This is a genomic window from Mycolicibacterium austroafricanum (assembly GCF_902705885.1).
Lineage (GTDB): Bacteria > Actinomycetota > Actinomycetes > Mycobacteriales > Mycobacteriaceae > Mycobacterium > Mycobacterium vanbaalenii_A.
Genome location: NZ_CACSIP010000067.1, coordinates 67274 through 92532, shown reverse-complemented (window position 1 = coordinate 92532; position 25259 = coordinate 67274). Strand labels below are relative to the sequence as shown.

Here is a 25259-nt window from a genome sequence, read left to right as displayed (position 1 = left end):
TGCTCGGTGGTGCCGGACAACGTGGCCGACTCCGCCGACGTCGACCTGGATCTGTTGAGGTCCTCGGCGCGGGAATTCCTGGCCGAACGAGGCGAGAAGGACTCCGTCGAGGATCTCGCCCGGATGGATTGGACCGGTCTACTGGTCGATGAGTCGCTCGGCGGTGCGGGCTGGTTACCCGTCGAAACCGTGGTGATCGCCGAGGAGATCGGCCGAGCCGGTGACCGGTCGGCGTGGTTCGGTACCACGATGGCCGCCGCGGCGTTGGCATCCGCCCCCGGCGATATCCGCGATCGCTGGTTGCCCTCGGTGCTCGACGGAAACGTCTCGGCCGGGCTGGCGCTGGCCGGGGACACAGTACGGGTGACCAACGCCGGAGCGTTGCGCTTGCTGGTCACATTGGGCCGCAACGGAATCCACGTGTTCGAGCTATCCGACACGACGCCCAGAAGCCGCGATGACGAGTTGCTGGATATCAGCCGTCCGGCGTGGCGGGTCGGGCTGTCGGGGACCGAGGGCGTGCCCGTCGGCGGGACGGAGCGTGCGGCGCAGTTACACGCGGTGGCCAGGGTGCTGCTCAGCGCCGACTCACTGGGTGCTTTCTCGGCGACCTTCGAGAGGCTGGTCGCCTACCTCAAAGAACGGATCGCCTTCGGAGCGCCCATCGCCAGTTTCCAGTCGGTGCAACACCGACTCGTCGACCTGCTGGTCCTGGAGACGAAAGCCCGAGCAATCATCATGAAAGCAGCCCGTGCGTTGATGCCCGCCGAACTCACCGGCGAGGCCGTCGAACTGTCGGCTGCGGCACACGCGTTCGTGACGTCGAAGTCAGCAGCGGCCGTCGACGAGTGCATGCAGTTGTCCGGCGGAATCGGATTCACCTGGGAGTATCCCTTGCACCACGAGTTGCGCCGGGTGTTCACCAACGGTCATCTGCTCGGCACGGCCCGTTCGAGCCGTGCCGCCTACGCGGATATGGCCGACTGGTGAGCGGCGCCGGCCGGCGGCCCGGCGAAGAGCAGCTGGCCCAGTTCAGGGAGCGTGTGCGTACTCACATCGCCGAACACGCACCATCTTTCGTCGCACGCGAAGGCCGCCGCGCTCCGGAGAACGCCGAACAGGAGGCAGCGCTGCGCAGCTGGTTCGCCGGGCTGTTCGACGCCGGCTTCGTCGGCGCCGACTGGCCCGTCGAGTACGGCGGCAGGGTCGACCACCATCCGCTGCACGATCGCATCGTCAGCGAGGAACTCCTGCGTGCCCGTGCCCCCCGTCCGGTCGATCAGGTCAACCTGGCGGCCCACGTGCTCCTGCATTTCGGTTCGGAGGAACAGAAGGCCGCGCTGCTTCCGCCGATCAGGAGTAGCGAGCACGTGTGGTGCCAGTTGCTCAGTGAGCCCGACGCCGGCAGCGATATCGCCGGGGTGCGGTGCCGCGGCGTTCGCAACGCCGACGGCAGCTGGGTGCTCGACGGGCAGAAGACGTGGATCACCGACGGACACTGGGCCGATATGGGACTCGCCCTGATCAGGACCGACCCCGCATCGACGCGCCACCACGGCCTCTCGGCTTTCATCGTGCCGCTATCGGCGCCCGGCGTCGAAGTGCGCCCCATCCGGACGATCAACGAAGCCATCGAGGTCAACGAGGTTTTCCTCGACAGCGTGCCAATTGCTGCGGACGGTCTGATCGGAGAGGTCGGCCAGGGTTGGTCGATCATCATGGCGGGCTTGGACTTCGAGCGGTTCGGCATCGGCGGCAACGTGATCCTGCTGGAACTGTTGATCGACGACCTCGTCACGGTCGCGCGCCACGCCACGCTGGAGGGCAAACCTGCCTTCGACCACGAAGACATCCGGCAGACGGTGGCGGAATTGGCGGTCGAGGTCGAGGTCGCCAAGGCGTTCATCGACGATCATGTCGAACGGATGACCGTCGGTGCCGACAAGGTGGGGGACGGGTCGATCGCCAAACTGAGTTTCGCCGAGACTTACCATCGGGTTTCGGCGTATGGCACCGAACTCGGTGCGACAGTGTGTACCGTAGCCGCCGATGCAAGCGTCGAGCAGGCCAAGCGGCGCCTGCGTGAATGCTGGTTGTGGTCGCGGGCTTACACGGTGTCAGGCGGGAGCTCGGAGATGATGCGCAATATCCTGGCGAAGCGTCGGCTCGCCCTGCCGAGCCGGTGACCTCCGAAACCTTCTGGGGCCTGGTTGATACCGCGGCTCGACAACACCCCGACCGGGTGATCCTCGTCGACGACTTCGGCCGCAGTCTCACCAACGCGCAGCTCCACGCCGCGGCGCTGAACACCGCCGCGGTTCTTGCGGAACGCGGGGTCAGCACCGGCACGGTCGTGTCCTGGCAACTGCCCACCACGCTGGAGACAATGGTCGTCATGGCGGCGCTGGCGCGGCTCGGGGCGGTACAGAATCCCATCCTCCCGATCTGGCGGGAGAGTGAGGTGCGCTTCGTCACCGGCCAACTGAATACCGAGATGCTCATCGTTCCGGGGGTGTGGCGCGGATTCGACCATCTCGCACTTGCCGATGATCTGGCTCGCGAACGTGACATGTCGATTGTGTTGGTCGATCACGCCGCACCGATCGCCGACGGTCTGCGATTGCCCGTCGGCGACCCCGCCACGCTGCTTCCGCCACCTGCCTCGGGCGAGGAGGCGCGCTGGGTGTACTACTCATCGGGCACGACTTCCGCGCCCAAGGGAGTTCGGCACTGTGATCGCTCGGTCATCGCCGGGTCAGCAGGTGTCGTCGGGATGGTGGGGGCGTCCAGCGCCGACGTGAATCCGATCGCCTTCCCGGTGACGCACATCGGCGGCGCGGCGATGCTGGCCGCAAGCCTGTTGACCGGCATGCGTCTGGTGCTGTTCGACGTCTTCGACCCCATGCACACTCCGAAAGCGGTCGCCGACCACGGCGCCACCCTTCTGGGTTCGGCCACCCCCTTCTTCGTCGCCTACCTGGCCGCTCAGCGAAGTCATGGGCCCGAGCCGCTGTTCCGGAGCCTTCGTGGCTGCGTCGGCGGTGGCGCGCCTATCACCGCCGAGTTGGGGCGGCAGGTGCGTGAGACGCTGTCGGTGCCGGGGATCGCGAATGCCTGGGGACTCACCGAGTTCCCGGTCGCAACGTCGCCACCACCGGATAGCGCCCCCGGCGTCCTGGATCACACCGTCGGGCGACCCGTGCCGGGCGTGAGCGTGCGGGTTGTCGACGACTCGGAGCGAGAAGTCGCCGTCGGTGAGGTCGGCGAGTTGCGGCTCAAGGGGCCGCAGTGTTTTCTCGGTTACGTCGACGCGTCGCTCGACGACGCGGCTTTCGACGCTGATGGTTGGTTTCGCAGCGGAGATCAGGGCCGGCTGGACAGCGATGGCAACGTCATTGTCACCGGCCGCCTGAAGGACGCCATCATCCGCAATGCCGAGAACATCTCGGCGCTCGAGGTCGAAGAGGTGCTCGCCAGCCACCCCGCGGTCGCGGACGTGGCGGTGATCGGAGTGCCCGACGCGCGCACCGGCGAACGCGTCTGTGCCGTCCTGGTCGTGCAGCGCGATGAGACGGTGACGCTCCAGTCGCTGTTCGAGCACTGCCAGAACAGCGGACTCAGCAAGCACAAGTCGCCCGAGCGCATCGAGTTCGTGGATGTCCTGCCGCGAAACCTCACCGGCAAGGTGCTCAAGACCGAACTGCGAAAACGGTTCTGCCCGCAATGACCATAGGAGAATCATGACAGGAAGACTCGACGGCAAGGTCGCGTTCATCACCGGAGCGGCTCGGGGCCAGGGCCGCGCACATGCGCTTGCGATGGCGCGCGAGGGTGCCGACATCGTCGCGGTGGACATCTGCGCGGACATCGCGTCGAACCCGTATCCCCTCGCCACACCGGACGACCTAGGTGAGACCGAGCGGGCGGTCAAGGAGCTCGGCCGACGCGTACATACCAGGGTGGCCGATGTCCGCGAACGGTCCGCCCTGCGGGAGACGCTGGACTCGGCACTGGCGGACCTCGGGCGCCTCGACATCGTGGTTGCCAACGCCGGCATCCTTCCGATGGCCATGGGCTCGCCCGACCCGCAACATTTTGTCGATGCCACGGACGTGGACCTGGTCGGTGTCCTGAACACGGTGGCGGTGTCGCTGCCGCACCTGTCGGACGGTTCGTCGATCGTCATCACGGGGTCCACCGCGGGAATGATGCCCGGAAACGCCGACAGCCCGGAGATGGGCCCCGGTGGCGCAGGCTACGCATGGAGCAAGAAGACTCTGATGGAGTACGCCGAGCAGATGGCGATTCATCTGGCGCCCAGATTCATTCGCGTCAACGTCGTGCACCCGACCAATGTCAACACCCACCTGCTGCACAACGACGGGATCTACGGGGTGTTCCGGCCGGACCTGGTGGCCGAGGGAAAGAAGCCCACCCGCGAGGACGCCGATCTGGCGTTCACCTACTTTCAAGCCATGCCGATTCCCTACGTCGAGCCGGAGGACATCGCGAACCTCGCCGTTTTCCTGGCGAGTGACGACAGCCGGTACATCACCGGACAACAGATCCGGGTCGATGCGGGCTCCTACCTCAAGTTCCCGAACGGGCCGGGACAGTAATGATTCGCGACATCAGAGACCTCACCTCAGAACCCGCCGCGTATGCCGCGGAGCTGCAACGCCGGTGGGGCGGGTTGCTGAGTTACCGCTACATCGGGCGGCATCACGCCTCCATGAATGTCGGGCCGGTGGATGACACAGTGACCGTCCGCCGCGACATGCTCGACGGCGCCGGGGGAGTCCTTTTGAGTGTCTTCGGTATCGCGGCTCCCGAGGGAGGCCTGGTGTCAGACCTGGAGGCCGTTCCGAACCCGGTGGTGCACTCGTGTCAGGTCCTTGATCCGGGTGTGGGCGTGAAGCGATTCGAGGTGCGCAGCGAAGACCTCAAGCGCGGACAGCGGATGTCCTACAGCAGATCGTTGATCGTCGACGCCGACAATCCCAGCCGGGTGTTGGCCCTCACCGAGGGGCAGGGCGTATCGATCGGTGTACCCCCCGACGGTTTGCAGAAGATGACCGTCGAGCCGCTGGAAGTCGTCGATTCTCCTGACCTGCCGCCGCTGTGGCAGGTGTTCGGTGGGCGTCAGGTGGATGCGAGGACGTGGACCCTGCCGGAACTGACAGCGGAGGTTGCATCTCCCGATGCGGCCCTGCACGTAGGGCCGCAGTTCGTGTTGACCGAGACCGCGGCGCGCAGCAGCGTCACAGCACTCATCGGTGAGACTGCGATTTCGGGCGCGTCGTCTCACACCATGTTCCTCGCGAGGGCGAAATCGGGCCCGTTCACATTTGTGGCAGAGCCAATACTCGGGTCCGATACAGTGATCGCGGCGCGAACGCATGTCTACGACGAGGGCGCCGACCGGAAACTGGTCACCGCCGCCACCCACGTCTTTCGACGCGTAGCAGAGAGTCGCACCTGACCTCTTCGATGGGCTGGTCAGTCCCCGGTGTCCGATACGAGCGTGCGGATTTCTCGCAGGAGTTGCTGCGCAACTTGCTCGATATCGGGGGTTGTCATGGGAAGCATCGGATGCACTCCGAGAATCAGCCTCGTGTGGCCGGCGTCGTCGAGGGCCGGCGCCGAGATGGAGGCGACGGTTCGACCCTCGCCGGTGACCTCCTCGTCGACGATCCCAGATGTCAACTCGACTCGAAACTGGTCGATGATCGGGCGCAGCCCCGCTGGTAGCGTATCCGCGGAAACGGCGCCCAGTGCGTGCGCGATCTGCGCCAAAGCTGGTGTCATCCAGTCGACGTCATAGCCGCGGTCGCGGGTTCGTGCCAGCACAGCGAGAAGACGATGTTCGAGATCGATGTCGCCGGCGCTGCCACGGGTGATCCAATCCCGCTGTGCGTCGGAAGTGTCCCACGCCGCGAACGCCACCCCGAAGGGAGGCAGGTAGGGAATGCGATCGGTCACCGCCTCCCGCAGCGGATTGTGCGCTGGACTCTCGAACGCCGTGATCAGCAGCTCGTCGCCCGCGACCTCGACGACCGAGACGGGCATGTCGAGCTTGCGGGAGAGTCGTCGCGCGGCCTCTCGAGCAACGTGCGCCAGGGGGCGGGCGGTGTTCAGGCTTGCGGCGATCAGCGACAACATGGGACCAAGCTCGAAGCTCTTGCCGGCGGGATCGCGCGTGACCCAGCCACGATCGGACAGCGTCTTGAGGATGGCGTGCGCGGTGCCTTGCGTCTGTCCGAGTTCCTCCGCGATGTCAGAGAAGCGCATCCGCCGATTCCTTGGCTGGCTCAGCAACTCGACGATGTCGACGACCCGCTCGGTGGGGGCCGAACTCGAACCGCGCACCCTTGACTCCTTCGGTTGCCGCGACATACGGTCAATCGGATAACCGAGAACAATATCTCGAATAGTTGAGAAAGACAATGAACGGCGAGGTGGCCGGTGCGCGCGGTAGTGCTGAGAAGCGGACGACTTGAGGTGCGCGAAACCGCCGATCCCGTTCCGGGACATGGTGATCTGCTGCTGAGGACCCTCAGTACCGCCATCTGCGCCTCGGACGTGCACTTCATGGATCACCCCGAAGCCGGAATCGACGACCCAACGGGCAGGTCGCTCTACGACGCAGACCGCGACATCGTCATGGGGCACGAGTTCGTCGGCGAAGTCGTGGCGCACGGCCCGGGCTGCTCCGGCGAGTTCCCGCTCGGCGCCCGAGTGACGTCCATGCCGATCCGACTGGTCGACGGAGGTGCCGGCGGGTTGCGAATCATCGGACAGCATCCAGAAGCGCAGGGCAGCTTCGGCGAGTTGCTCGTCGTGCCAGAGGCCATGGCGAAGGCGGTCGATTCCGCCGTGTCGAGTGATGCGATCGCTGTCGTCGACGCGTTCGCGGTCGGCGAGTTCTATGTGCGATGCGCGAACATGCAACCTGGCGAGATTCCGATCGTCGTCGGCGCAGGGGCGGTCGGATTGTCGGCCGTCGCCGCACTGTCGAACCGCGGGATCGCGCCGATCATCGTGTCGGATCTCAATGCAGAGCGACGTGATCTGGCGATCGCCAGCTTCGGTGCACACATCGGCGTCGATCCGGCAACGGAGTCGGAATTCGACGTGTTCCGTCGAGCCCGGGCCGAGCATCACCTGGGTGGCGCCGCAGTGGTTTTCGAATGCGTCGGTGCGAAAGGGCTGATTGATCGCATCGCTGCGAACGCTGAGTTCTACACCCGGATCTACTGTGCAGGCGGCTGGTATTCGGGCGACACCCTGAACATCACCCAGGCCACCCAGCAGGGGCTGGCGTTCCAGTTCGGCGGTGGCCCGATGCCGCAGGACTGGTACGGCGTGCTCGATGCCGTTGTCCAAGGACGGCTCGATCCGCTGCCGAGCATCGGCAAGATCATCGGCCTCGACGAGGTGCCCGACGCGATTGACCAGGTGCGTAGGTCGGACGGTCCGCCGCGGATCGTCGTACACCCGAACGGAGACATCGCATGACAGGCCGTGACGACATCGTCGCGTTGACGATTCGCTATGCCACCGCCATCGACTCCCAGCAGTACGCGCTGTTACAGGACGTCTTCACCGACGACGCTACCGTCGACTATGGCGAGGTCGGGCGCTGGACGGGTGGAGCTGCGGTCGCGCAGTTCATGGAGCAGGCACACGTGATGGCCGCCGCGACCATGCACCGGATGACGAATCAAGCGATCGCCATCGACGGCGACGTCGCGACGGTACGCACGTACGTCGATGCACTGATCCTGCTCGAGGATGGTTCAGGGGCGAATCCGGTCGGCTACTACGACGACGTCGTCGTCCGGACATCATCCGGCTGGCGGATCAGCAACCGCACGTACACCTCGATTCGATTGGTGGCGGTACAGGGCTGATGGCAGAAGATTTCGCAGCCAGGTACGGACCCTGGGGGATCGTCGCCGGCGCCTCTGACGGCTGTGGTGCAGTCTTCGCTGAACGCCTCGGTTCGCAGGGCTTGAACATAGTCCTGGTGGCTCGCCGCCAGCACCTGCTGGACGAAGTCGCCGCAGACATTCGTCGGCGCACCGGTGCGGAAACGCGCACGGTCGCCATCGATATGACAGACGCCGATGCAGCTCAGGTAATCTTCGATGCCACCGCTGACATCGAGGTCGGCATGCTCGTGAACTGTGCCGGAGGTGACCCGAATTTTCGGGGTTTCCTGAGCAGCCCGGTCTCGGCGGCGGAAGCGCTGGTGCTCCGCAACTGCCTGATGTTGGTGCGGTTGTGCCATCACTATGCGGCCCCCATGGTGGAACGCGGCAGAGGCGGCATCGTGAATTTCACCTCTGGGGCAGCGATCTGCGGTGGCCGGAACCTGGTCACCTACGGCGGCACCAAAGCCTTCGACATGGTGTTCACCGAAGGGCTGTGGGTGGAACTGCACGGTAGCGGCGTAGACGTTCTCGGGTTGGTTCTCGGAATGACCGACACGCCGGCGCTGCGCAAGCTGGAGTTCGAGCGTGGGCGGCTGCATTCACCCGACGATGCCCCGGAGGGTGCCGTCACCGCGGAGAGCGTGGTCGACGTAGCGCTCGACAATCTCGGCAGGGGGCCCACTGTTGCCACGGGCGACGACGTCCAGATGGGTCTGGACCTGTTCAGATCCATGTCCCGAAACGAGGCGGTTCGGCTGATCATGAAAGCAAGTAGCGAGCTCATGGGTACCGACGCACGGCAGGACGATTAGGCACCGCGATGTTCACTCTTCGATTCGACATGCGGGCGCCCTCCATCGGCGCGCCGGCGACGGAGCTCTACTCCGCGGCGACTGAGATGTCCGCGTGGGCTGAGACCCGTGGATGCCTCGCCGTGGTCCTGTGTGAACACCACTGCGCGGACGACGGCTATCTGCCGTCGCCGTTGCTGCTCGGTGCGGCGATTGCTGCCCGCACCGAGCAGTTGATGCTGAATCTGACCATTCTGCTGCCCTTCTACGATGTGGCTCGACTGGCAGAGGACATCTGCGTTCTCGACCACATCAGCGCGGGCCGGGCCAGTTATGTCTTCGGGATCGGCTACCGTGTCGAAGAATTCGACCATTTCGGGTTGTCACTGCGTGATCGCGGTCGCCTCGCCGACGAGAAGCTTCCACTGCTGCGGCGCCTGTTGGCCGGAGAACTAGTCGAGCACCGAGGCAGGCGGATGAAGGTGACTCCGAGACCGCGAGACCCGAACGGGCCGATGCTGAATTGGGGCGGGTCCAGCCTCGCGGCGGCGCGGCGGGCCGGAAGCAACGGCCTGGGCTTACTGGCCAACGGTGGAGTTCCCGGGATGCAGGCGGCCTACGAAGAGGCATGCCGCGAGAACGGCTTCGAGCCCGGCTTCGTTCTCATTCCGGAACGCGATGCGGTGGCGAACCTCTTCGTCGCCGAGGACGTCGACGCCGCGTGGGACGAGATCGGCGACTATCTGCTTCACGACGCAATGGCGTATTCGGCATGGAATCCGAACAACGAGGTTTCGGCCAATCTGAGCACCGCCACGACCGTCGAGGAACTCCGGCGTACGTCGCTGTCACACGTGATCCTGTCGGTCGACGAAGCGAGGCTGCGCATTGCCGGCGGCGAGATGTTCAACCTCTCACCATTGTGCGGAGGCATTCCTCCGGAGATCGCGTGGAACTACCTCGAGAGATTCGTCGAGCTGACCTAGCGGAAAGGGAAACCAACATGCCCATCGACCGGGTCGCTTTGCACGAGAAGATCGCCTTCGACAAATGGGAGGGCTACGCCAAGGCCGTCGAGCGCGATCGCCGTGTCACGTTCGGCGACAAGTTCATCTGGGCGCCGAACTCCGTGATGATGAGTCCTCTGTTCAACGACGGTGTCCCACAGACAGCCACCGACATGTTCTCCGACGAGGTCGCGAAAGCCATCGAGAAGTACGCGCCGGACGGAGACATCCTCACCCCCGAGTGGCGCATGTGGTGGAAGCACATGCCCGACTACCGGCTCGTCAGCCCGTTCGCGTGTGTGGCCGGCGAGTGGGGCTTCTCGTCCTGCGACACCTACGCGGGGACGCTCGCCGACGGCACGGTGTTGGAACTGCGCGAGTGGGACTACATCTGGACCAACGAGGACGGGCAGATCGCTCGTTGGGACTGGTTTGTCGACTCCGCGGATTGGGCGCGTCTGATGGCGGTCATCGGGCTCGACCCGCGCGGATTGCGGGGCCAGGACTACACCGTCCACTTCCTGCGTGAAGGCGGAGTCGAAGGCTGATGTCCGATCAAAGCGGGGCTTCAGAAGAGGTCGTTCACTTCGACCCGTTTTCGGACGAGTTCTTCAACGACCCGTTCGAGACGTACCGGCGGCTCCGTGATCATGCACCGGTGTACCACAGTGCGCAGTACGAGTTCTGGGCGCTTTCCCGGTACGAAGACGTCGCACCTGCGATGCGCGACCACGAGACGTACTCATCGGCGAAGGGCGTCACGCTCGATCACTTCATCGACCCGAATGCCATGATCCCCGAAGGGGTCATCATCATGATGGATCCGCCTCAGCACACCCGCATGCGGGCATTGGTGAACAAAGTCTTCACGCCTCGTGCCATCGCGAAACTCGAACCGATGATCCGGAACGTCGTCGAGGCGACGGCACGGCACGTCGACGTCAGCTCGTTCGACTTGGTCGAAGATTTCTCCGCAGTGTTTCCGGTCGAGATCATCACCACGATGCTGGGCGTTCCGCCGGACGGACGCCAGCAAATCCGCCATTGGCTCGACGCGCTGTTGGAACGCGAACCCGGAAACGTGAGCATCACCGCGGCCGGCCGGGAAGCGGCCGTGGACATGTGGAGGTACTACTACGACCTCGTCATCGACAAACGGGCCAACCCCGCGGACGACATGATCACCCGGTTGACCGAAGTGGAGGTGGAACGAGAAGACGGCACCCACACCCGCCTCGATGACATGGAGATAGCCGCCTTCGCCTCGCTGCTCGGAGGGGCCGGAGCGGAGACGGTGACGAAGCTGATCGCCAGTGCGGGAGTCTTGTTCGCGCGCCACCAGGACCAGTGGCGGATGCTCCGAGAGGACAGGAGCCTCATCCCGGCCGCATTCGAAGAGCTGCTGCGCTACGAGGGTCCGTCCCAATACGACATCCGGTGGAGCAATACCGAGGTCGAGCTCCACGGCAAGGTCATTCCCCGACACAAGCCGGTCATGCTCATCAACGGGTCGGCGACCAGGGATGAGCGCGTCTTCGCCGATCCGGACCGTTTCGACATCACCCGCGCGCATTCTGGACACAATCTCGGATTCGGGTACGGGATACACAGCTGCCTGGGGGCGGCACTGGCGCGTATGGAAGGTCGGGTTGCCCTCGATGTCCTTCTCGATCTGATTCCCGAGTTCGACGTCGATGTCACTGGCCTGCGAAGGGTCAAGATGCCCAACGTTTTCGGGTGGGGGAGCGTGCCCATCCGTGCCGCGCCGCGATGAGCCCACTTCATCGTCAATGCAGAAGTATGCCGGAGGAAAAGGAATGATGGTGGACGGATCAACTCGCCAGGTTCAACGTGTGGCACATGTCGGCACCGGCTTGACCGGTGCGCAGGCTCTCCGAGCTGTTATCGACGACCCTGCCCTCGAACTCGTGGGGCTCAAAGTGTCGACGGCGGAGAAGGTAGGCGTGGACGCGGGCCGACTTTCCGGCGGCGCCGACGTCGGGATACCGGCGACCGATGATCCGGACACGATCATGGCGCTCGCGCCGGACTGCGTTCTCTACTGTGCCAGCGCCGTTCGGCGCGAGGAAGCGGCCATTGCAGATATCGTCAGGTATCTGGAGGCGGGCATCAACGTCGTCACGATTTCGACGATCCCGATGGTGTATCCGCCGGCCGCACCACCCGAATGGCGAGAGGCCCTGCAAGCGGCGGCCGTGAGAGGCAACTCCACGTTCTACGCCACCGGTGCCGAGCCGGGATTCATCAGTCTCAACATCCCGACGGCACTGCTGACCGGTGCGGGCGCTGTCGATTCGTACCGGATGGACGAGTACGCCATCGACTTGGACAAGTCCTACCCGATCTGGGATGTTCTGCACGAATCCATGGGGTTCGGTAAGCCGGATGGGCACGTGCCCGCCCGCATCGCTGCGGGGAAGGTCAACCACGACTGGGAGACAGTTGTTCGCTACATCGCCGACATCCTCGGGCTGGCGCTCGACAGCGTCGAACTGGACTGGGAAACCCTGCTGGCCCCCGACGATCTGACGACTGCGATCGGGGTGATCCCGCAAGGCACGATCTGCGGGCACCGGTGGCAGCTCGCAGGCATGGTCGACGGGCGCCCGGCCGTTGCGGTGCAGTACTTCGCGACGGTCAGTTCCACGCCATGGCCGCAGCGCTGGCCTCGACCGTCGCGGCACGACCAAGGCGGGATGGTCATCCGGGTCGAGGGCCGGCCCAGCATGTGCGCGGAACTGTACTTCGAGCAGTCGCCCACTGATCGAGTCAACCCCGGCGTCGCGGCGACCGCGATGGCCGCGGTCAATGCGATACCTGCAGTCGTCGAGGCGCCGGCCGGCGTGCTCACCAATCCCTTGGCGGGCCCGTCGATCGTGACCAGACAGTCACGAAAGACGGGCGCATAGTGCACCATTCTTGGTGCTCGCTGAGCGCGATCACGGAGTGGTGATCGAGCCTATGAGTTCGTCTAGGGTTACGGGGAATTCGTCGGCCAAGGGCCAAAGATCCGGGACCAGGTCCGGGCTGGAGATCATTCCGAAGCTCAACCGGCCGTTGTAGGACATCGCGGTGATGTTGAGACCGGCACCGGCGAGTATCGGTCCGAATGGATACACCGCCTCGATGCGGTAGCGCGCCAGGTAAAGGGGAATCTGGGGACCCGGGACATTCGAGAGGATGAGGTTGAACGGCGGGCTCGCCGGCCTGGGCACGTGGGGCACGAGGCGCTTGATCGCTCCCATCGTGTACTGGCCGATGAACTGCGTCCAGTCCTGCAACAGCGTGGGTCCGAGTTCGGTGCTGTGCGCCTTGGCCGCCGTGGTGGCCTCGGCCATTTGATGCAGGCGCTGCACCGGGTCGGTGATCGGCGACTGCAGGCGACAGAACATCCACGTCGTCTGGTTGCGGCCAGATCGGTCCGACTTGCCGTGCACCGACACGGGGACCGCGGCCACCAGCGGCGTATCGGGCAGTTCGTGATGCCGCTCCAAGAAGCTGCGCAACGCCCCCGCGCACAACGCCATCACGACATCGTTGACCGTCACTCCGTAGTGGTCTTTGACGGCCTTGACTTCGTCAAGCGAGAGCTCGACGAACGCAATGTTTCGGCGGCCGGAATGTGGCCTGTTGAACACCGTCTTCGGCGCGGTGAATGGCGCCGCCATCGTGTGCCCGACTCGGGCGCGGCGCAGGGTGCGCACCACGGTCTGAAGCGTCGTGGGTAGCAGACTGGTCAACCGCCACGAGCGGGCAGCCACACCGATGACGCCGGAGGCGGCGATCTGCAGCGTGGTGGCGGTGGGCACGGGACCCGCGGGACCGGGCGGGGCCGGCAGATCGGGCTCGAGACTGCACAGTTGCGCCATGATGTTGGCACCACCCACCCCGTCGACCAGCGCGTGGTGGGCTTTCACGACCAATGTCAGCAGCTTTGGCGCCGAGGGGTTCTCGACCGCCCATACTTCCCACAGCGGGTAGTCGCGATCTAGGGGCAGCGCGGCGATGTGGGCGCACACCTCACCCACTTCGACTCGGCTACCCGGGGCTGGCACTGCGATGCGCTTCAGGTGGCGGGAGATGTCGATATCGGTGCTCTCGACCCAGACCGGGTGATCGATGTTCAGCTGTCCGTCTGCGAGCTTCTTGCGGAATTCCGGTGTCGCGAGCAAGCGTGGCTCCAACGCCGAACGGAGTTGTTCGAAGCTGTAGCCGCCGGGCATTCCGGCGACTTCCAGTTCCAAGACACAGCAGACGTTCAGTGGCTGTGACGGTGTCTCCAAGTAGAGATACATGGCGTCGAGGCCACTGAGTCGCTCCACAGTTACTCGCTGGTGCCGGCCAGAGCCGCCAATTCGCGCTTGACGACCTTGCCGACATCGTTGCGGGGAAGTCGATCGACAAAGACGATCCGGGCGGGGATCCGGTACGGCGTCAGTCGTTCCCGGCACCACGTAGTGAGCAGTTCCTCCGTCACCGCGTCATCGCTTCGGGACACGAACGCCCATGGAACTTCTCCCACGCGCTCATCGGGAATGCCCACCACCGCGGCCTCCCGCACGCCGTCCGCGGACAGCAGGACGTCCTCCACTGTTCCCGGGAACACCTTCAGTCCGCCGCGGTTGATCATGTCGGACACCCGGCCGTCCAGCCAGAGGAAGCCGTCGTCGTCGAACCAGCCGAGGTCGCCGGTGCGGAACCAGCCATCGTCGGACAGCCGGTCCAGGAACGCCGGATCGATTTTGCGGGCCGCGGTGGTCGGCGTCCGCACCATCACCTCGTCGTCGGCGATGCTGACGTCGATGCCGGGAAGCGGCCGTCCCACCGACCCCAGCTTCGTCTCGCCCCATTCTCTGGCGTCGGCGGCAGACCAGCCGACGACTTCGCCGCCGAGTTCGGTCTGGCCGTACGAGTTGAGGACCAAAACACCGAACTTGTCGCGGAACCTGGCTGCCTGCACTGGTGACAGCGGTGCGGTGATGGAGCGGACGATCTTCAGCGGCGACAGATCGGTGACGGCTTCGTCGTGCAGCACCATCGTCAGTGCTGCCGGCGGGAGCACCGTCGACCGCAGCTGATGCCGCTTCACCAGGACAGCGAAGTCGGTGGGGGAGAACCGGTCCATCAGTACGACGCCGGACCCGGCGCGGAAGGCGAACAGCACCTGGTAGATGCCCGCCCACAGGGACAGCGAAAGCGGCACCAGGTTCGGCATCGGCGGGCGCTTGGGCTTGCCGGTGTCGGGCTTGGCGCCACGCAGCTTGGCCAGCAGGCGATCGATCAGATCGAGCACGGTCGCGTGGCGCAACGGAACGGGTTTGGGCGCGCCGGTGGTACCTGAGGTGAACTGCAACAACGCGACATCTTCGTCGTACTGACGGGGATCGTCGGGCGGGGAGCCCGTCGCGGCGAGCTCCCAATGTCGGCCCGTGCCGGTGACGACCGGCAGAGAGAACGTCGAGAACCTTTGCGCAAGTTCGGGAGTGGTGATCACAGCGACGGGACGAAGGGTGGCTAGCTGACTGGCGACCTCGGTGTCGGCGGCGCGGGGGTTCAGCGGCGTGTAGACGCCGCCGGCGCGCCAGGTGCCGAACAGCGCGGCAATCGTGGCCGCGTCGTTCGGCAACATCGCGGCTACCACCTGGCCGGTTCGCAGGCCGGCGGTGGTGAGCAGCTCGCCGACCCGAGCGGCGTCGGCGGCAAGGTCGGCGGCGGAGACTTCTGTGTCCACGGTGTACACGGCGACGGGAGGCAGGCCGTCGACAAGTTGGGCCAAGCTCACCTGTCAACCTCCAGAGGAAGCCAATTCGGGGTCCGTTTGTCGGCGAATGCGCGCGGGCCCTCGTCCTGGTCGGGGTGTCCCCATACCGACGTCAGGTGTGTGGCGCCCTCCCGGCAGGCGTCGGTCAGGCCGTGCTCCAAGGCTCCCCACAGCGCACGCTTGGTCGCGCGCATCGCCACCGGAGAATTTCTGGCGATCTTCTCACCCAATTCCTGTGCGACGTCTCGCAACTGTTCGGGCGGGTCGACGATCTGGCTGATCATCCCCAGCTCGTAGGCGCGCTGGGCGGTCAACCTCTCGTGGCTGCCGACCAGCGCCATCCGCAGCACCGCCTCGGCGGGCATCTTTCGCATCAGTGCGATGGTCTCGAGCGCGCTCACCTGACCGATGGAGACGTGTGGGTCGACGAACGTCGCATCCGCGGCGGCGATCACGATGTCTGCGTCGGCGACCCAGTGCAGGCCGCCGCCCGCGCAGACACCGTTGACAGCGGTGATGACGGGTTTGCCGACATTGCAGTGCCACGCGGTCAGTTTGAGATCGAGGGTGCGCATCGTCTCCTGGAACTGCTGGACCGCATCGCCGTCGAGTTCCTCGACATCGGCACCAACCTGAAATGCCCGTCCGTTGCCGGTGTGCGCGATGACGCGGACCTCGGGGTCGGCGTCGAGTTCGGCCCAGGCCCTGGGAAACTCCTCGCGCATCACGCGGTCATACGCGTTGAGCCGGTCGGGCCTGTTGTTGATGATCCAGCCCACCGGACCGCGTCGCTCGACGATGAGCCGTTGGTAGGTGGTTTTTTCCTCGGTCGTCACGGTGCCTCCGCTGTCGCTGTCGACTGCCAATTGGGTGGCCGCTTTTCCAGCCAGGCCCGCACCCCTTCGTCCTGATCGGGATGGCCGGCGAGCCGGTCGATCTGTGCCGCAGCCTCCGCGCGGGCGGTACTCAGACCCACCTCCAATGACCGCCACAGTGCCTTCTTGGTGGCGCGCATCGCCACGGGGGAGTTGGCAGCAACGGCGGTGGCGAGTGCGGTGGCCGCTGCACGCAGGGTGTCACCGGGAACCACCTCGGAGATGATGCCGAGCTCGTAGGCCCGCTGTGCGGAGATCCGCTCGTTTCTGCCGCTCAGTGCCATCCGGAGGATCGCCTCCATCGGTGACTTGCGAAGCAGCGTGATGGCCTCGTAGGCGACAGCCTGACCCACCGACACGTGTGGGTCGACGAACGACGCGTTCTCGGCGGCGATGACGATGTCCGCATCGGCGACGAGATGTAGGCCGCCGCCCGCACACACGCCGTTGACGGCCGCGATGACCGGCTTCCACACCGCGCAGTGCCAGGACGAGATCTTCAGCTCGGCGTCACGGGTCCGGCGAGAGTGCTTGCGCATGGCGTTCTTGTCCCGGGCCACCTGGACGACGTCCATGCCGGTGCAGAACGACTTGCCGTTAGCGGTGTTGACGATGACCCGGACCTGCGGGTCGGCATCCAGTTCGGCCCAGGCCCGCTCGAGTTCGTCGAGCATCGTGGCATCGAACGCGTTGCCGGCGTCCGGGCGGTTCAGGATGAGCCAGCCGACGCCGTCGGACCTCTCGACGATCAGTCGCTCGTAATCACTCACGAACGCGGAATATCCTTCCAGGGCTTGCCCTTCCACAAGTCGGGTTCCCTCGGGAGGCCGAGCACCCGTTCACCCAGAATGTTCTTGTTGATGTCGGTGGTACCGCCCTCGGTGCTGTTCGCGAGGCTGCGCATCCATCCCTGGACTTCCCGCGGCAACGCGTCGCGGTCGTCGCCCGCCGGCCAGGCGAGTGCGTCCGTGCCCAGCAGATCGACCATCAGATCCTGGATCTGTTGGTTGAGGGTGGCCTGGTGCACTTTGCCGATCGAGGACGCTGCACCGGGTGACTGGCCGGCCGAGAGCGCAGCGCGCACGCGCGTGTTCGTCCACCCGCGGATCTGCTCCTGCGCCCACAGCCGCATGACCTTCGCCCGGACCACCGGATCGGACCACCGGCCGGTCTCCTGTGCCAGCGTGATCAGACGCTCGGCACTGGAGCCGCCGAGCCGTCCCATCCCGCCGGAGCCCGATCCCGAGACCATTTGTCGCTCGCTGGACAACGTCGATGCGCTGACGCGCCACCCGTCGTTGAGCTCGCCGACTCGATGGGCATCGGGCACCGTGGCGCCGTCGATGAACACTTCGTTGAATTCGCTCTCACCGGTGATCTGACGCAGCGGGCGCACCTCGACCCCGCGCTGATGCATGTCCAGCAGGAAGTAGGTGATGCCCTTGTGCTTCGGTTGATCGGGGTCGGTTCGCGCCAGCAGGATTCCGTAATCGGCCTCATCTGCCCAGGTCGTCCAGACCTTCTGGCCGGTCACCACCCACTGGTCACCGTCCCGCACCGCCTTGGTGGCCAGCGAGGCGAGGTCGGATCCCGCGCCGGGCTCGCTGAACAGCTGGCACCACTTCTCTTCGTTGCGCACGATCGGCGGCAGAAACCGTAGCCGCTGCTCTTCGGTACCGTGAGCGAACAGCGCGGCCGCCGCGTTGTTGAGGCCGAGGGGATTCAGCCTGGTCAGCCGCAGAGGACCCAGTACGGCCTCGATCGCACGGGCGACTTCATTGCTGACGTCCAGGCCACCATGCTCGCGACGCCAGGTGGGTACCACCAGCCCGGAGTCGGCGAACACCGGGTACCACCGTCGGTACTCCTCGTGGCTGCGGGCGGCACGAAGCGCCTTGGGGCCCGCGGCCGCGGCTTCGCGCCAGTGCTCCGGCACTTCGGCGGCGACCCATTGCTCAATGACAGTGACGGCGTCGGCGGCACTGGTGGTGTCGGTGATCGGTAGTCGTGTCATGGCGCCCACTACCGGCCCGTGAATTCTGCGTCGCGCTTGTCGCGGAAGGCGCGCAGGCCTTCTTTGAAATCCTCACTGCGACTGGATAGTTCGAGGGCCATGGCTTCGTTCTGCAGATGCCTGTCGAGATCGAGGCCGTTTCCGGACTGCAGGAGCCATTTGGTCAGGCCGAGCGCGACGGTGGGGGAGGACGCCAGCCGACCGACGAGTTCGGCGGCCGCGGCGTCGAGGTCACCGTCGGGGTGGGAGCCGTGGATGACGCCCCATTCGGTGGCTTTCGCCCCTGAGAGCTCCTCGCCCAGCATCAGCAGCTGCCGGGTGCGCACCATCCCGATCAGCCGGGGCAGCAGCCAGGCGGCACCACTGTCCGGAGTGAAACCGCGCGCCATGAACGGCTCCCAGAATCGGGCGTCGTCGGCCGCGACACAGAAGTCGGAAGCCATCGCTATGTGGAATCCCAGGCCTGCGGCCCAGCCACGGACCACCGCGACGACCGGAACCTGGGTCTCGAGCATCAGCGGGATCAGCCTGTTGGCCTTGTTGGGCAGCCGGCGTTGCGTGCTGCCCACCCTCGGCTTGCGCTCCGAGAGGGTGTTGTTGGCGACCAGGTCGGATCCGGCGCAGAAATCCGGGCCGGCGGCGTCGATGCGGATGACACGAACGGATTCGTCGATGCCGGCCGCGGCGAAATGGCCGATCATCGCATCGAGCATCTCGTCGTTGACTGCATTGCGCCGATCGGCCCTGTCCAGGGTCAGCGCGAGTACGGGGCCGTCCTGTTCGGCACACAGGCCGGAGACGCTCGGGTAGTCCATTGCCGTCAGCGTTCCGCGAACTGCGCCGACACGGCGGTCAGCAGCTCCGAAAGGTCAGTGGCCCCGCCGGGCGGATCAGGCAGCCGGACCGGGCCCCGCTCTCGGCTGGGCAGCAGGATCGTGGCGCGCCCGGGCGCGGTGACCTGCCCGCGCTGGCTGGTCGCGGCGAGTTCGATGTCGACTGCCGGCCGGTCACCGTCGGCAAGGTATTTACGCACCACGGTCCCGGTGATGGTGTGCAGATCCCCGACGTAGTTGAAGAGCCGGAACTCGCAGTCCAGTTTCCACAGCCAGGCGTCGTCACCCATCCAGTCCGTGCAGAGGTGAATCAGCCACGTCTCACGCATCCGGCCGTAGTCGAAGGTGGTGGGGTTGCCGGCGTTACGTGCGGCATCGGGCTCCCAGTGCACCCGCTGCTGCACGTCGGGGACACCGTGCTCGTTGGGGGTGTAGAAACGCGGAATCCGCTGACGGTTACGCCATGCCAGCCCCAGCGGACGCACCCCGTACATTCCGGTGCCCATCCCGACATGCCAGCAGACCATGTCGGTGACCGTCAGCGGGCCCTTGGTCAGCGGGCCAACCGGGTCTCCCTCGCGAACGTCCTCCCACCACCGCGGTTCGGGGCCGCGGGGGGCCTCGCGCGCATACCGCGCGTCGATCTCGGCGATCTCGTCTTCGGTCCAGGTCTTCAGCTCGACGTCCTTGTACTTCTTCTGGCCGCGGGCTTTGCTGCGCTCGGTGCGGATCATGTTGCGGTACTGGCCGCCGAGGATGACGCCCTCGTCGTCGCGGAACACCTGCGCCGACCACTCGTGGATGGCACGGCCGGCGAACTCGCTGCTCTTGTCGAGCGCCGCGACCAGGGCGTTGCGGCGGAATACCCGATGATTGGCGCGCAACGGCGCCCACCACTCACGCGACGACGACGCGTAGAAAGCGTGCACCCCGCGGAGGGGATCACCCTTGGTCAGGGCGCGGTCCTCGTCGGAGAGCGTGGAAACCTCGTCCTCGCCGATGAGGGTGTCACCGCCGACGAGGGAGGGCGGGGCCACCGGCTCGCCCCAGACGGACTTGGCCGCGTACTCGGGGTCGGACCACAGCGGGTTGGCGTCGCCGTAGCTCTCGGCGACATGCCGGAAGCAGTCCTCGTTCGGGCGGACGTAATGCGGTGGCTGCGTGTGTGGCACCGCGATGCCGATGGTGGCGCGCAACCGGGCGAGTCCTTCGTCGGTGATCTGGCCGCTCACAGAAGTAGTGGCAGAGGAAGAGGGTTGAGTCATTCAGCGCCTCCTCGTTGGGGCCCGCGATATCGTCGGCATGGTTGCGGAAATTAAGATACCCGAAAAACGGAAACGGCGTTAACGCAGGGTGGAGAAGAGCATGACGGAACCGACCGGTATCGATATCGAGCACGGCGAAGACGGAGTGCTGCGCATCGTCATCAATAGAGCTGACGTAGGTAACTCGTTGTCGCCCAACGCTCGTGATGCTCTGGCCGAAGCATTTATCGAGGCTCACTCGAACCCGGCAGTGCGGGCGGTGCTCCTCGGCGCGGCGGGTTCGCGTCACTTCTGCGCCGGGGCCGGGCTACCGTCCAAAGGCGACAATCCGGTGCCGCAGGCGCTTGCCGAGAAGCGTCCCGGTGACATCGCGCGGATGCTCGCCCAGGGTTGGCAACGGTTGGTGGCGTCGGTGCTGGACTGCGACAAGCCGGTGGTCGCGGCGGTCAACGGCGTCGCGGTCGGTGCGGGTGCCAGCCTGGTGCTGGCCTGCGATCTGGTGGTGATGTCGTCAGAGGCCAAGCTGATCGAGGCATTCGTTCACCGCGGAATCCTGCCCGACTCCGGTGCCATCCATCTGCTCACCCGGATCGTCGGACTACGCAAGGCGACCGAGCTGCTGATGCTTGGCGAGCCCGTCGACGCACCGACTTGTGAGCGCCTCGGTCTGGTCAACACGGTGGTCGCACCCGAGTCGGTGGCCGGCACGGCTGAGGAGCTGGCCGGCCGCCTTGCGGCGGGGCCGACGGTGATGCTCTCGCTGACCAAGCGTCTGCTGGCGGTGTCGTCGGAATCCAGCAGGGACCGGGCGTTCGAACAGGAAGCCTGGGCCGCCGAAATGATTTCGCACACCTCCGACCTGCGGGAGGGGCTGCGTGCCTTCACAGAACGGCGTACCCCGGATTTCCAGGGTCGCTGAGCTCAGCCCGCGGTGGGTCCGCCGCGGATGGTGAAGGTGGCCGGGTCGTCGATCTCATCGATCGCCGCGGCAACAGACTCCGCCGTCAGCTGGGTGTTCTCCACGCCCTTGGTGACGCCGATGAATACCCGGGAGACCTTTCCGGCACCGACCGAGTAGATGTGTGCGGTGCGGTCGCAGTCACGGTGAGCCAGGTACACCACCACCGGGGTGACAAGTTCGGGATCCATCGCCTTGCCGGCCTCGCCCATGATGTCTTCGGTCATTCGGGTCCGGGCGATGGGTGCGATCGCATTGATCGTGATGCCGTTGCGGGCGCCCTCGATGGCGAGCACGTGCATCATGCCGACCAGCCCCATCTTCGCCGCGCCGTAATTGGCTTGCCCGAAGTTACCGAACAGTCCTGTGCCAGAAGTTGTCTGGATGATACGTCCGTAATTCTGCTCACGCATGACCGGCCATACGGCCCTGGTGACGTTGAACGCGCCGGCCAAGTGGACGGCGATCACGGCGTCGACCTGGTCGGCCGTCATGTTCTTGAATGCGGCGTCGCGCAGGATTCCGGCGTTGTTCACCAGGATGTCGACCCGGCCGAACGCGTCTTTGGCCGCAGCGACGATCGCGGCGCCACCGGCCTCGGTGGCCACCGAGTCGCCGTTGGCTATCGCAGTCCCACCTGCGGCAGTGATCTCGTCGACCACGGCCTGCGCCGCCGACGTCGAGGCTCCGCTGCCGTCGACGGCGCTGCCGAGGTCGTTCACCACCACTCGCGCTCCGCGTCGGGCGAGTTCGATTGCGTGACAGCGTCCGAGCCCCCCTCCGGCGCCAGTCACAATGGCCACCTGGTTGTCGAAAGTTAATGAAGTCATGCATGAGAGGTTACATTTGCTTTGCAGAGAATAGTCATTTGCATCGGAGGATCACCATGAACCGCTCGACGGAGCTGCTGGCACCGGCACACCAACGAGCCGCATCGCTGCGGGATCGCTACCGTGCTGCCGGATTCTGGTCGCCGCAGCCACTCGACATGGTCCGGACCGCCGCGGCCGGCCATCCCGACCGTCTGGCCCTGAAGGACCGACAGGGCGAGCTGACGTTCGCCGAGCTGGACGACCGGGTCGAGGCGGCAGCGCGGGCGATGATCGACGCGGGACTGACGGCATCGGTTCCGGTCGTCCTCGTGGTCGGTAACGATGTCGACTCGCTGGTCGCTGTCCATGCGGCGCTGCGGATCGACGCTGTCCTGCTGTTGGTGCCACGCAGCGCGGGAGCAGCGCAGGTCGTCGATATCGCCACCCGCACTCAGGCGCAGTTCGGAGCCGCGCCGAACTGGGCGCCCGCCGACGGCGGCGAGCTGTCCGAACTGCTGCGCTGGATCGACGTCAGACAGATTGCGGTCCCTTCCGGGGGCGGCCTGTTGCGCTCAGCGCGGGCTGCCGACGAGCCGTCCTTCGTGCTGTTCACCTCCGGGACGACATCGGCTCCCAAGGGCGTTGTCCATTCGCTGAGCACCTTGTCGAAGGCGTCGTCGAACTATGTCGCCGCGGCCGGACTGACCGGCGAGGACCGGATTTTCCTCATCAGCCCGTTGGCCTCGGTCACCGGTGTCCTCCAGGCGGTTTTCATCGGCCCCATGCTCGCGGTCCCCGTCGTGCTGGAGGATCGCTGGGACCCGGCTGCGACATGCGAGCTGCTCCTGGAGTCGGGTGCGACATGGTACGGGGGGCCGGATCGGTTGCTGGACAGGCTTCTCGACGAGGCCGTCGCCCGCAACGCGAGCGTGCCGTTGCGCGCGGTCTACCTCGGCGGCACGATGCTGGACCGGCGCATCGTCGAACGGATCGAGGACGATTTCGGCATTATCGTGATGCGGGCCTACGGCTCGTCGGAGGTGCCGGTCAGCACGTCGGGCCTGCGAAGCGAATCGCGCGAGGCCCGGCATGCCGACGACGGCGTCGCGCTGGATGACGTCGAGGTGAAGGTCGGTTCGGCCGGGGAGCCGACCGAGTGCTGTCTGCGCGGTCCGCACACGTTCCTCGGCTACACCGGAGGCGAGGGCGACGCCAGCGCGTTCGACGGGGATTGGTTCCGCACCGGAGACGTCGCCGAACTCCTCGACGGCCGCGTACGCATTGTCGGCCGGATCAAGGACATCGTCATTCGTAACGGCCTGAAGATCCCGGCCGCGGAGGTCGAAGAGGCCGTCGCCCAGATCCCCGGCGTGAAGGAGTGCGCGGCCTACTCCGTCTCCGACGCCGTCACCGGCGAGCGGGTGGCGGTGGCGGTACGACTGGACACCGATGCCGCGCTGTCCCTGACCGACGTCGCGGACGCTCTGGTCTCGGCCGGGCTGCCGAAGTACAAGCTCCCGGAAGAACTGGTGTTCTGGGATGAGCCATTACCGCTGAACGCGAACGGAAAGGTGGAGCGCAACACCCTGGACCGTCGTTCGCACGGACGGTCCAGGGTGTTGGCACCTCGTTTGGTCGCCGCCACCTGAATGCTGCGGCGAACCCGGGTCGCTACTTGTTGCCGCTGACGTTGACGGTGGCCTTGCTCATCTGCGACTGCCAGTCCGACGAACCGGCGCTGTGCTCGCGCTTGGACAGCGCCTGAATCGTGACGTCGTGACCCTCTGCCGCTTTGCGCAAGGCGCCGACGGTGGCTTGTTCTTTGGAGATGTGGCTGAACGGATCCCAGTGGTACCAGCGCATCGCGTTCTCGAAGGTCATCTTGTTGATCTCGTCGTCGGGCACATTGTTTTCCGTGAGGACCTCGTCGAGTTGCTCGGGGGCGCCGGGCCACATCGAGTCGCTGTGCGGGTAGTCGGCCTCCCAACAGATGTTGTCGATGCCGATCTGGTTGCGCAGTTGTATCCCGACCGGGTCGGAGATGAAGCAGGTCAGGAAGTGGTCCCGGAACACCTCGGAGGGTTTCTTGCCACCGAAGTCCTGGCCGGTCCAGGTCGAGTGCATCTCGTAGGTGCGATCAACGCGGTCGAGGAAGTACGGAATCCAGCCCGTGCCACCCTCGGACAGGGCGATCTTCAGATCGGGGTAGGCCTTGATCGGATTCGACCACAGCAGATCGGCGGCCGCTTGCACGATGTTCATCGGCTGCAGCGTGATCATCACGTCCATCGGTGCGTCGGGGGCTGTGATGGCCAGGCGCCCGGATGAGCCGATGTGCACGTTGAGCACGGTGTCGGTGTCGACGAGTGCGTCCCACATGGGCTTCCAGTACTCCAGATCGTGGAAGCTGGGATAGCCCATCGCCGAGGGGTTCTCGGTGAACGTCAAGCTGTGTACGCCGCGCTTGGCGTTGCGGCGGATCTCCTTGGCGCATTCCTCGGCGTCCCAGATCACCGGCAGCGTCATCGGGATGAACCGGGCGGGATACGCACCGCACCACTCCTCGACGTGCCAGTCGTTGTATGCCTGAACGAGCGCGAGTGAGAAGTCGCGGTCTTCGGTGGCGAACAACCGCCCGGCGAAACCCGGGAACGAGGGGAAGCACATCGACCCGAGAATGCCGCCGGCGTTCATGTCCATCACACGCTCGTCGACTTTGTAACACCCGGGCCGGATCTCGTCCAACCCCTGGGGTTCCAGGCCGTACTCCTCTTTCGGCCGTCCCGCCACCGCATTCAAGGCGACATTCGGGATCACCACGTCACGGAACTGCCAGGTGTCACTGCCGTCGGCATTGTGGACCAGCCGTGGCGCCTCATCCAGATACTTCTTCGGCAGATGGTTTCTGAACATGTCCGGCGGCTCGACGATGTGGTCATCAACGCTGACCAGGATCATGTCTTCCTTGTTCATCGGGAGGTCCTT

Annotated in this window: 24 protein-coding genes; 14 read left to right on the top strand and 10 right to left on the bottom strand. The window is 65.6% G+C overall.

Annotated features, from left to right (window positions below):
* Positions 1–9: 9 nt before the first annotated feature.
* From BEMPMBAN_RS30300 to BEMPMBAN_RS30280, 5 genes are read left to right on the top strand one after another with little or no spacing between them, the layout of a single operon-like run.
* Complete coding sequence (locus tag BEMPMBAN_RS30300) at positions 10–990, top strand: acyl-CoA dehydrogenase family protein (protein ID WP_234897778.1); 981 nt, start codon at positions 10–12, stop codon at positions 988–990.
* Positions 987–2186 (top strand): acyl-CoA dehydrogenase family protein, encoded by a 1200-nt coding sequence (locus tag BEMPMBAN_RS30295; protein WP_159235155.1) that lies wholly within the window; start codon positions 987–989, stop codon positions 2184–2186. The genes BEMPMBAN_RS30300 and BEMPMBAN_RS30295 overlap by 4 nt, the downstream gene beginning before the upstream one ends.
* Positions 2183–3727 (top strand): class I adenylate-forming enzyme family protein, encoded by a 1545-nt coding sequence (locus BEMPMBAN_RS30290; RefSeq protein WP_234897777.1) that lies wholly within the window; start codon positions 2183–2185, stop codon positions 3725–3727. Before BEMPMBAN_RS30295 ends, BEMPMBAN_RS30290 begins: the two co-directional genes overlap by 4 nt.
* A gap of 13 nt (positions 3728–3740) precedes the next feature.
* Positions 3741–4619, top strand: a complete 879-nt coding sequence (locus BEMPMBAN_RS30285) for a mycofactocin-coupled SDR family oxidoreductase (protein ID WP_159235153.1) — start codon at positions 3741–3743, stop codon at positions 4617–4619.
* Positions 4619–5482, top strand: a complete 864-nt coding sequence (locus BEMPMBAN_RS30280) for a hypothetical protein (protein ID WP_159235152.1) — start codon at positions 4619–4621, stop codon at positions 5480–5482. The genes BEMPMBAN_RS30285 and BEMPMBAN_RS30280 overlap by 1 nt, the downstream gene beginning before the upstream one ends.
* Before the next feature lie 17 nt (positions 5483–5499).
* On the opposite strand, the gene BEMPMBAN_RS30275 is transcribed toward BEMPMBAN_RS30280, so the two are convergent.
* Positions 5500–6534 (bottom strand): helix-turn-helix domain-containing protein, encoded by a 1035-nt coding sequence (locus BEMPMBAN_RS30275; protein WP_234897776.1) that lies wholly within the window; start codon positions 6532–6534, stop codon positions 5500–5502.
* Between BEMPMBAN_RS30275 and BEMPMBAN_RS30270 the strand changes: the two genes are divergently transcribed.
* The 7 genes from BEMPMBAN_RS30270 (at position 6466) to BEMPMBAN_RS30240 (ending at position 12665) form a co-directional block, all read left to right on the top strand.
* Positions 6466–7518, top strand: coding sequence for a zinc-binding dehydrogenase (locus BEMPMBAN_RS30270; RefSeq protein ID WP_159235151.1), 1053 nt, complete (start codon positions 6466–6468; stop codon positions 7516–7518). The two genes, BEMPMBAN_RS30275 and BEMPMBAN_RS30270, sit on opposite strands and share 69 nt — an antisense overlap.
* The gene (locus tag BEMPMBAN_RS30265; protein WP_159235150.1) at positions 7515–7913 is read left to right on the top strand and encodes a nuclear transport factor 2 family protein; all 399 of its coding nucleotides are present in this window, start codon (positions 7515–7517) and stop codon (positions 7911–7913) included. Before BEMPMBAN_RS30270 ends, BEMPMBAN_RS30265 begins: the two co-directional genes overlap by 4 nt.
* Complete coding sequence (locus BEMPMBAN_RS30260; RefSeq protein ID WP_159235149.1) at positions 7913–8749, top strand: SDR family NAD(P)-dependent oxidoreductase; 837 nt, start codon at positions 7913–7915, stop codon at positions 8747–8749. The genes BEMPMBAN_RS30265 and BEMPMBAN_RS30260 overlap by 1 nt, the downstream gene beginning before the upstream one ends.
* A gap of 8 nt (positions 8750–8757) precedes the next feature.
* The gene (locus tag BEMPMBAN_RS30255; protein WP_159235148.1) at positions 8758–9714 is read left to right on the top strand and encodes an LLM class flavin-dependent oxidoreductase; all 957 of its coding nucleotides are present in this window, start codon (positions 8758–8760) and stop codon (positions 9712–9714) included.
* A 17-nt stretch (positions 9715–9731) separates the two neighbouring features.
* The gene (locus BEMPMBAN_RS30250) at positions 9732–10283 is read left to right on the top strand and encodes a nuclear transport factor 2-like protein (protein WP_159235147.1); all 552 of its coding nucleotides are present in this window, start codon (positions 9732–9734) and stop codon (positions 10281–10283) included.
* Entirely contained in the window at positions 10283–11509 is a 1227-nt protein-coding gene (locus BEMPMBAN_RS30245; RefSeq protein WP_159235146.1) for a cytochrome P450, read from the top strand. Before BEMPMBAN_RS30250 ends, BEMPMBAN_RS30245 begins: the two co-directional genes overlap by 1 nt.
* Before the next feature lie 229 nt (positions 11510–11738).
* Entirely contained in the window at positions 11739–12665 is a 927-nt protein-coding gene (locus BEMPMBAN_RS30240) for a dihydrodipicolinate reductase (protein ID WP_159235264.1), read from the top strand.
* A gap of 30 nt (positions 12666–12695) precedes the next feature.
* On the opposite strand, the gene BEMPMBAN_RS30235 is transcribed toward BEMPMBAN_RS30240, so the two are convergent.
* Genes BEMPMBAN_RS30235 through BEMPMBAN_RS30205 form a run of 7 tightly spaced genes read right to left on the bottom strand, consistent with a single transcriptional unit; the run spans position 12696 to position 20504 of the window.
* Entirely contained in the window at positions 12696–14078 is a 1383-nt protein-coding gene (locus BEMPMBAN_RS30235; RefSeq protein WP_159235145.1) for a WS/DGAT/MGAT family O-acyltransferase, read from the bottom strand.
* A gap of 2 nt (positions 14079–14080) precedes the next feature.
* On the bottom strand, positions 14081–15538 hold the full coding sequence (locus tag BEMPMBAN_RS30230; RefSeq protein WP_159235144.1) for a class I adenylate-forming enzyme family protein: 1458 nt from the start codon (positions 15536–15538) through the stop codon (positions 14081–14083).
* Positions 15535–16353 (bottom strand): enoyl-CoA hydratase/isomerase family protein, encoded by an 819-nt coding sequence (locus BEMPMBAN_RS30225; RefSeq protein WP_159235143.1) that lies wholly within the window; start codon positions 16351–16353, stop codon positions 15535–15537. Before BEMPMBAN_RS30225 ends, BEMPMBAN_RS30230 begins: the two co-directional genes overlap by 4 nt.
* Positions 16350–17162, bottom strand: a complete 813-nt coding sequence (locus tag BEMPMBAN_RS30220; RefSeq protein ID WP_159235142.1) for an enoyl-CoA hydratase/isomerase family protein — start codon at positions 17160–17162, stop codon at positions 16350–16352. Before BEMPMBAN_RS30220 ends, BEMPMBAN_RS30225 begins: the two co-directional genes overlap by 4 nt.
* Positions 17159–18406: an acyl-CoA dehydrogenase family protein gene (locus BEMPMBAN_RS30215; RefSeq protein ID WP_159235141.1), complete on the bottom strand. Its 1248-nt coding sequence runs from the start codon at positions 18404–18406 to the stop codon at positions 17159–17161. The genes BEMPMBAN_RS30220 and BEMPMBAN_RS30215 overlap by 4 nt, the downstream gene beginning before the upstream one ends.
* An 8-nt stretch (positions 18407–18414) precedes the next feature.
* The gene (locus BEMPMBAN_RS30210) at positions 18415–19221 is read right to left on the bottom strand and encodes an enoyl-CoA hydratase/isomerase family protein (RefSeq protein ID WP_159235140.1); all 807 of its coding nucleotides are present in this window, start codon (positions 19219–19221) and stop codon (positions 18415–18417) included.
* A 5-nt stretch (positions 19222–19226) separates the two neighbouring features.
* The gene (locus tag BEMPMBAN_RS30205) at positions 19227–20504 is read right to left on the bottom strand and encodes a hotdog family protein (RefSeq protein WP_159235139.1); all 1278 of its coding nucleotides are present in this window, start codon (positions 20502–20504) and stop codon (positions 19227–19229) included.
* 100 nt (positions 20505–20604) lie between these two features.
* Here BEMPMBAN_RS30205 and BEMPMBAN_RS30200 point away from each other — a divergent pair, with 100 nt between their 5' ends.
* Entirely contained in the window at positions 20605–21423 is an 819-nt protein-coding gene (locus BEMPMBAN_RS30200; protein ID WP_159235138.1) for an enoyl-CoA hydratase/isomerase family protein, read from the top strand.
* Positions 21424–21425: 2 nt separating this feature from the next.
* On the opposite strand, the gene BEMPMBAN_RS30195 is transcribed toward BEMPMBAN_RS30200, so the two are convergent.
* Positions 21426–22292 carry an SDR family NAD(P)-dependent oxidoreductase gene (locus tag BEMPMBAN_RS30195; RefSeq protein ID WP_159235137.1) on the bottom strand — a complete coding sequence of 289 codons (867 nt, stop codon included), beginning with the start codon at positions 22290–22292 and terminating at the stop codon, positions 21426–21428.
* A 56-nt stretch (positions 22293–22348) separates the two neighbouring features.
* Between BEMPMBAN_RS30195 and BEMPMBAN_RS30190 the strand changes: the two genes are divergently transcribed.
* Complete coding sequence (locus BEMPMBAN_RS30190; protein WP_159235136.1) at positions 22349–23923, top strand: class I adenylate-forming enzyme family protein; 1575 nt, start codon at positions 22349–22351, stop codon at positions 23921–23923.
* A 22-nt stretch (positions 23924–23945) separates the two neighbouring features.
* On the opposite strand, the gene BEMPMBAN_RS30185 is transcribed toward BEMPMBAN_RS30190, so the two are convergent.
* Entirely contained in the window at positions 23946–25247 is a 1302-nt protein-coding gene (locus BEMPMBAN_RS30185) for an amidohydrolase family protein (RefSeq protein WP_159235135.1), read from the bottom strand.
* Positions 25248–25259 lie beyond the last annotated feature (12 nt).

What these genes read in the sequence shown, in the direction of transcription:
- BEMPMBAN_RS30285 (WP_159235153.1), top strand. Translation starts at nt 3,741, where the DNA reads ATGACAGGAAGACTCGACGGCAAGGTCGCGTTCATCACCGGAGCGGCT.
- BEMPMBAN_RS30280 (WP_159235152.1), top strand. Translation starts at nt 4,619, where the DNA reads ATGATTCGCGACATCAGAGACCTCACCTCAGAACCCGCCGCGTATGCC.
- BEMPMBAN_RS30275 (WP_234897776.1), bottom strand. Translation starts at nt 6,534, where the DNA reads ATGTCCCGGAACGGGATCGGCGGTTTCGCGCACCTCAAGTCGTCCGCT.
- BEMPMBAN_RS30265 (WP_159235150.1), top strand. Translation starts at nt 7,515, where the DNA reads ATGACAGGCCGTGACGACATCGTCGCGTTGACGATTCGCTATGCCACC.
- BEMPMBAN_RS30260 (WP_159235149.1), top strand. Translation starts at nt 7,913, where the DNA reads ATGGCAGAAGATTTCGCAGCCAGGTACGGACCCTGGGGGATCGTCGCC.
- BEMPMBAN_RS30255 (WP_159235148.1), top strand. Translation starts at nt 8,758, where the DNA reads ATGTTCACTCTTCGATTCGACATGCGGGCGCCCTCCATCGGCGCGCCG.
- BEMPMBAN_RS30250 (WP_159235147.1), top strand. Translation starts at nt 9,732, where the DNA reads ATGCCCATCGACCGGGTCGCTTTGCACGAGAAGATCGCCTTCGACAAA.
- BEMPMBAN_RS30245 (WP_159235146.1), top strand. Translation starts at nt 10,283, where the DNA reads ATGTCCGATCAAAGCGGGGCTTCAGAAGAGGTCGTTCACTTCGACCCG.
- BEMPMBAN_RS30215 (WP_159235141.1), bottom strand. Translation starts at nt 18,406, where the DNA reads ATGACACGACTACCGATCACCGACACCACCAGTGCCGCCGACGCCGTC.
- BEMPMBAN_RS30210 (WP_159235140.1), bottom strand. Translation starts at nt 19,221, where the DNA reads ATGGACTACCCGAGCGTCTCCGGCCTGTGTGCCGAACAGGACGGCCCC.
- BEMPMBAN_RS30205 (WP_159235139.1), bottom strand. Translation starts at nt 20,504, where the DNA reads ATGACTCAACCCTCTTCCTCTGCCACTACTTCTGTGAGCGGCCAGATC.
- BEMPMBAN_RS30200 (WP_159235138.1), top strand. Translation starts at nt 20,605, where the DNA reads ATGACGGAACCGACCGGTATCGATATCGAGCACGGCGAAGACGGAGTG.
- BEMPMBAN_RS30195 (WP_159235137.1), bottom strand. Translation starts at nt 22,292, where the DNA reads ATGACTTCATTAACTTTCGACAACCAGGTGGCCATTGTGACTGGCGCC.
- BEMPMBAN_RS30190 (WP_159235136.1), top strand. Translation starts at nt 22,349, where the DNA reads ATGAACCGCTCGACGGAGCTGCTGGCACCGGCACACCAACGAGCCGCA.
- BEMPMBAN_RS30185 (WP_159235135.1), bottom strand. Translation starts at nt 25,247, where the DNA reads ATGAACAAGGAAGACATGATCCTGGTCAGCGTTGATGACCACATCGTC.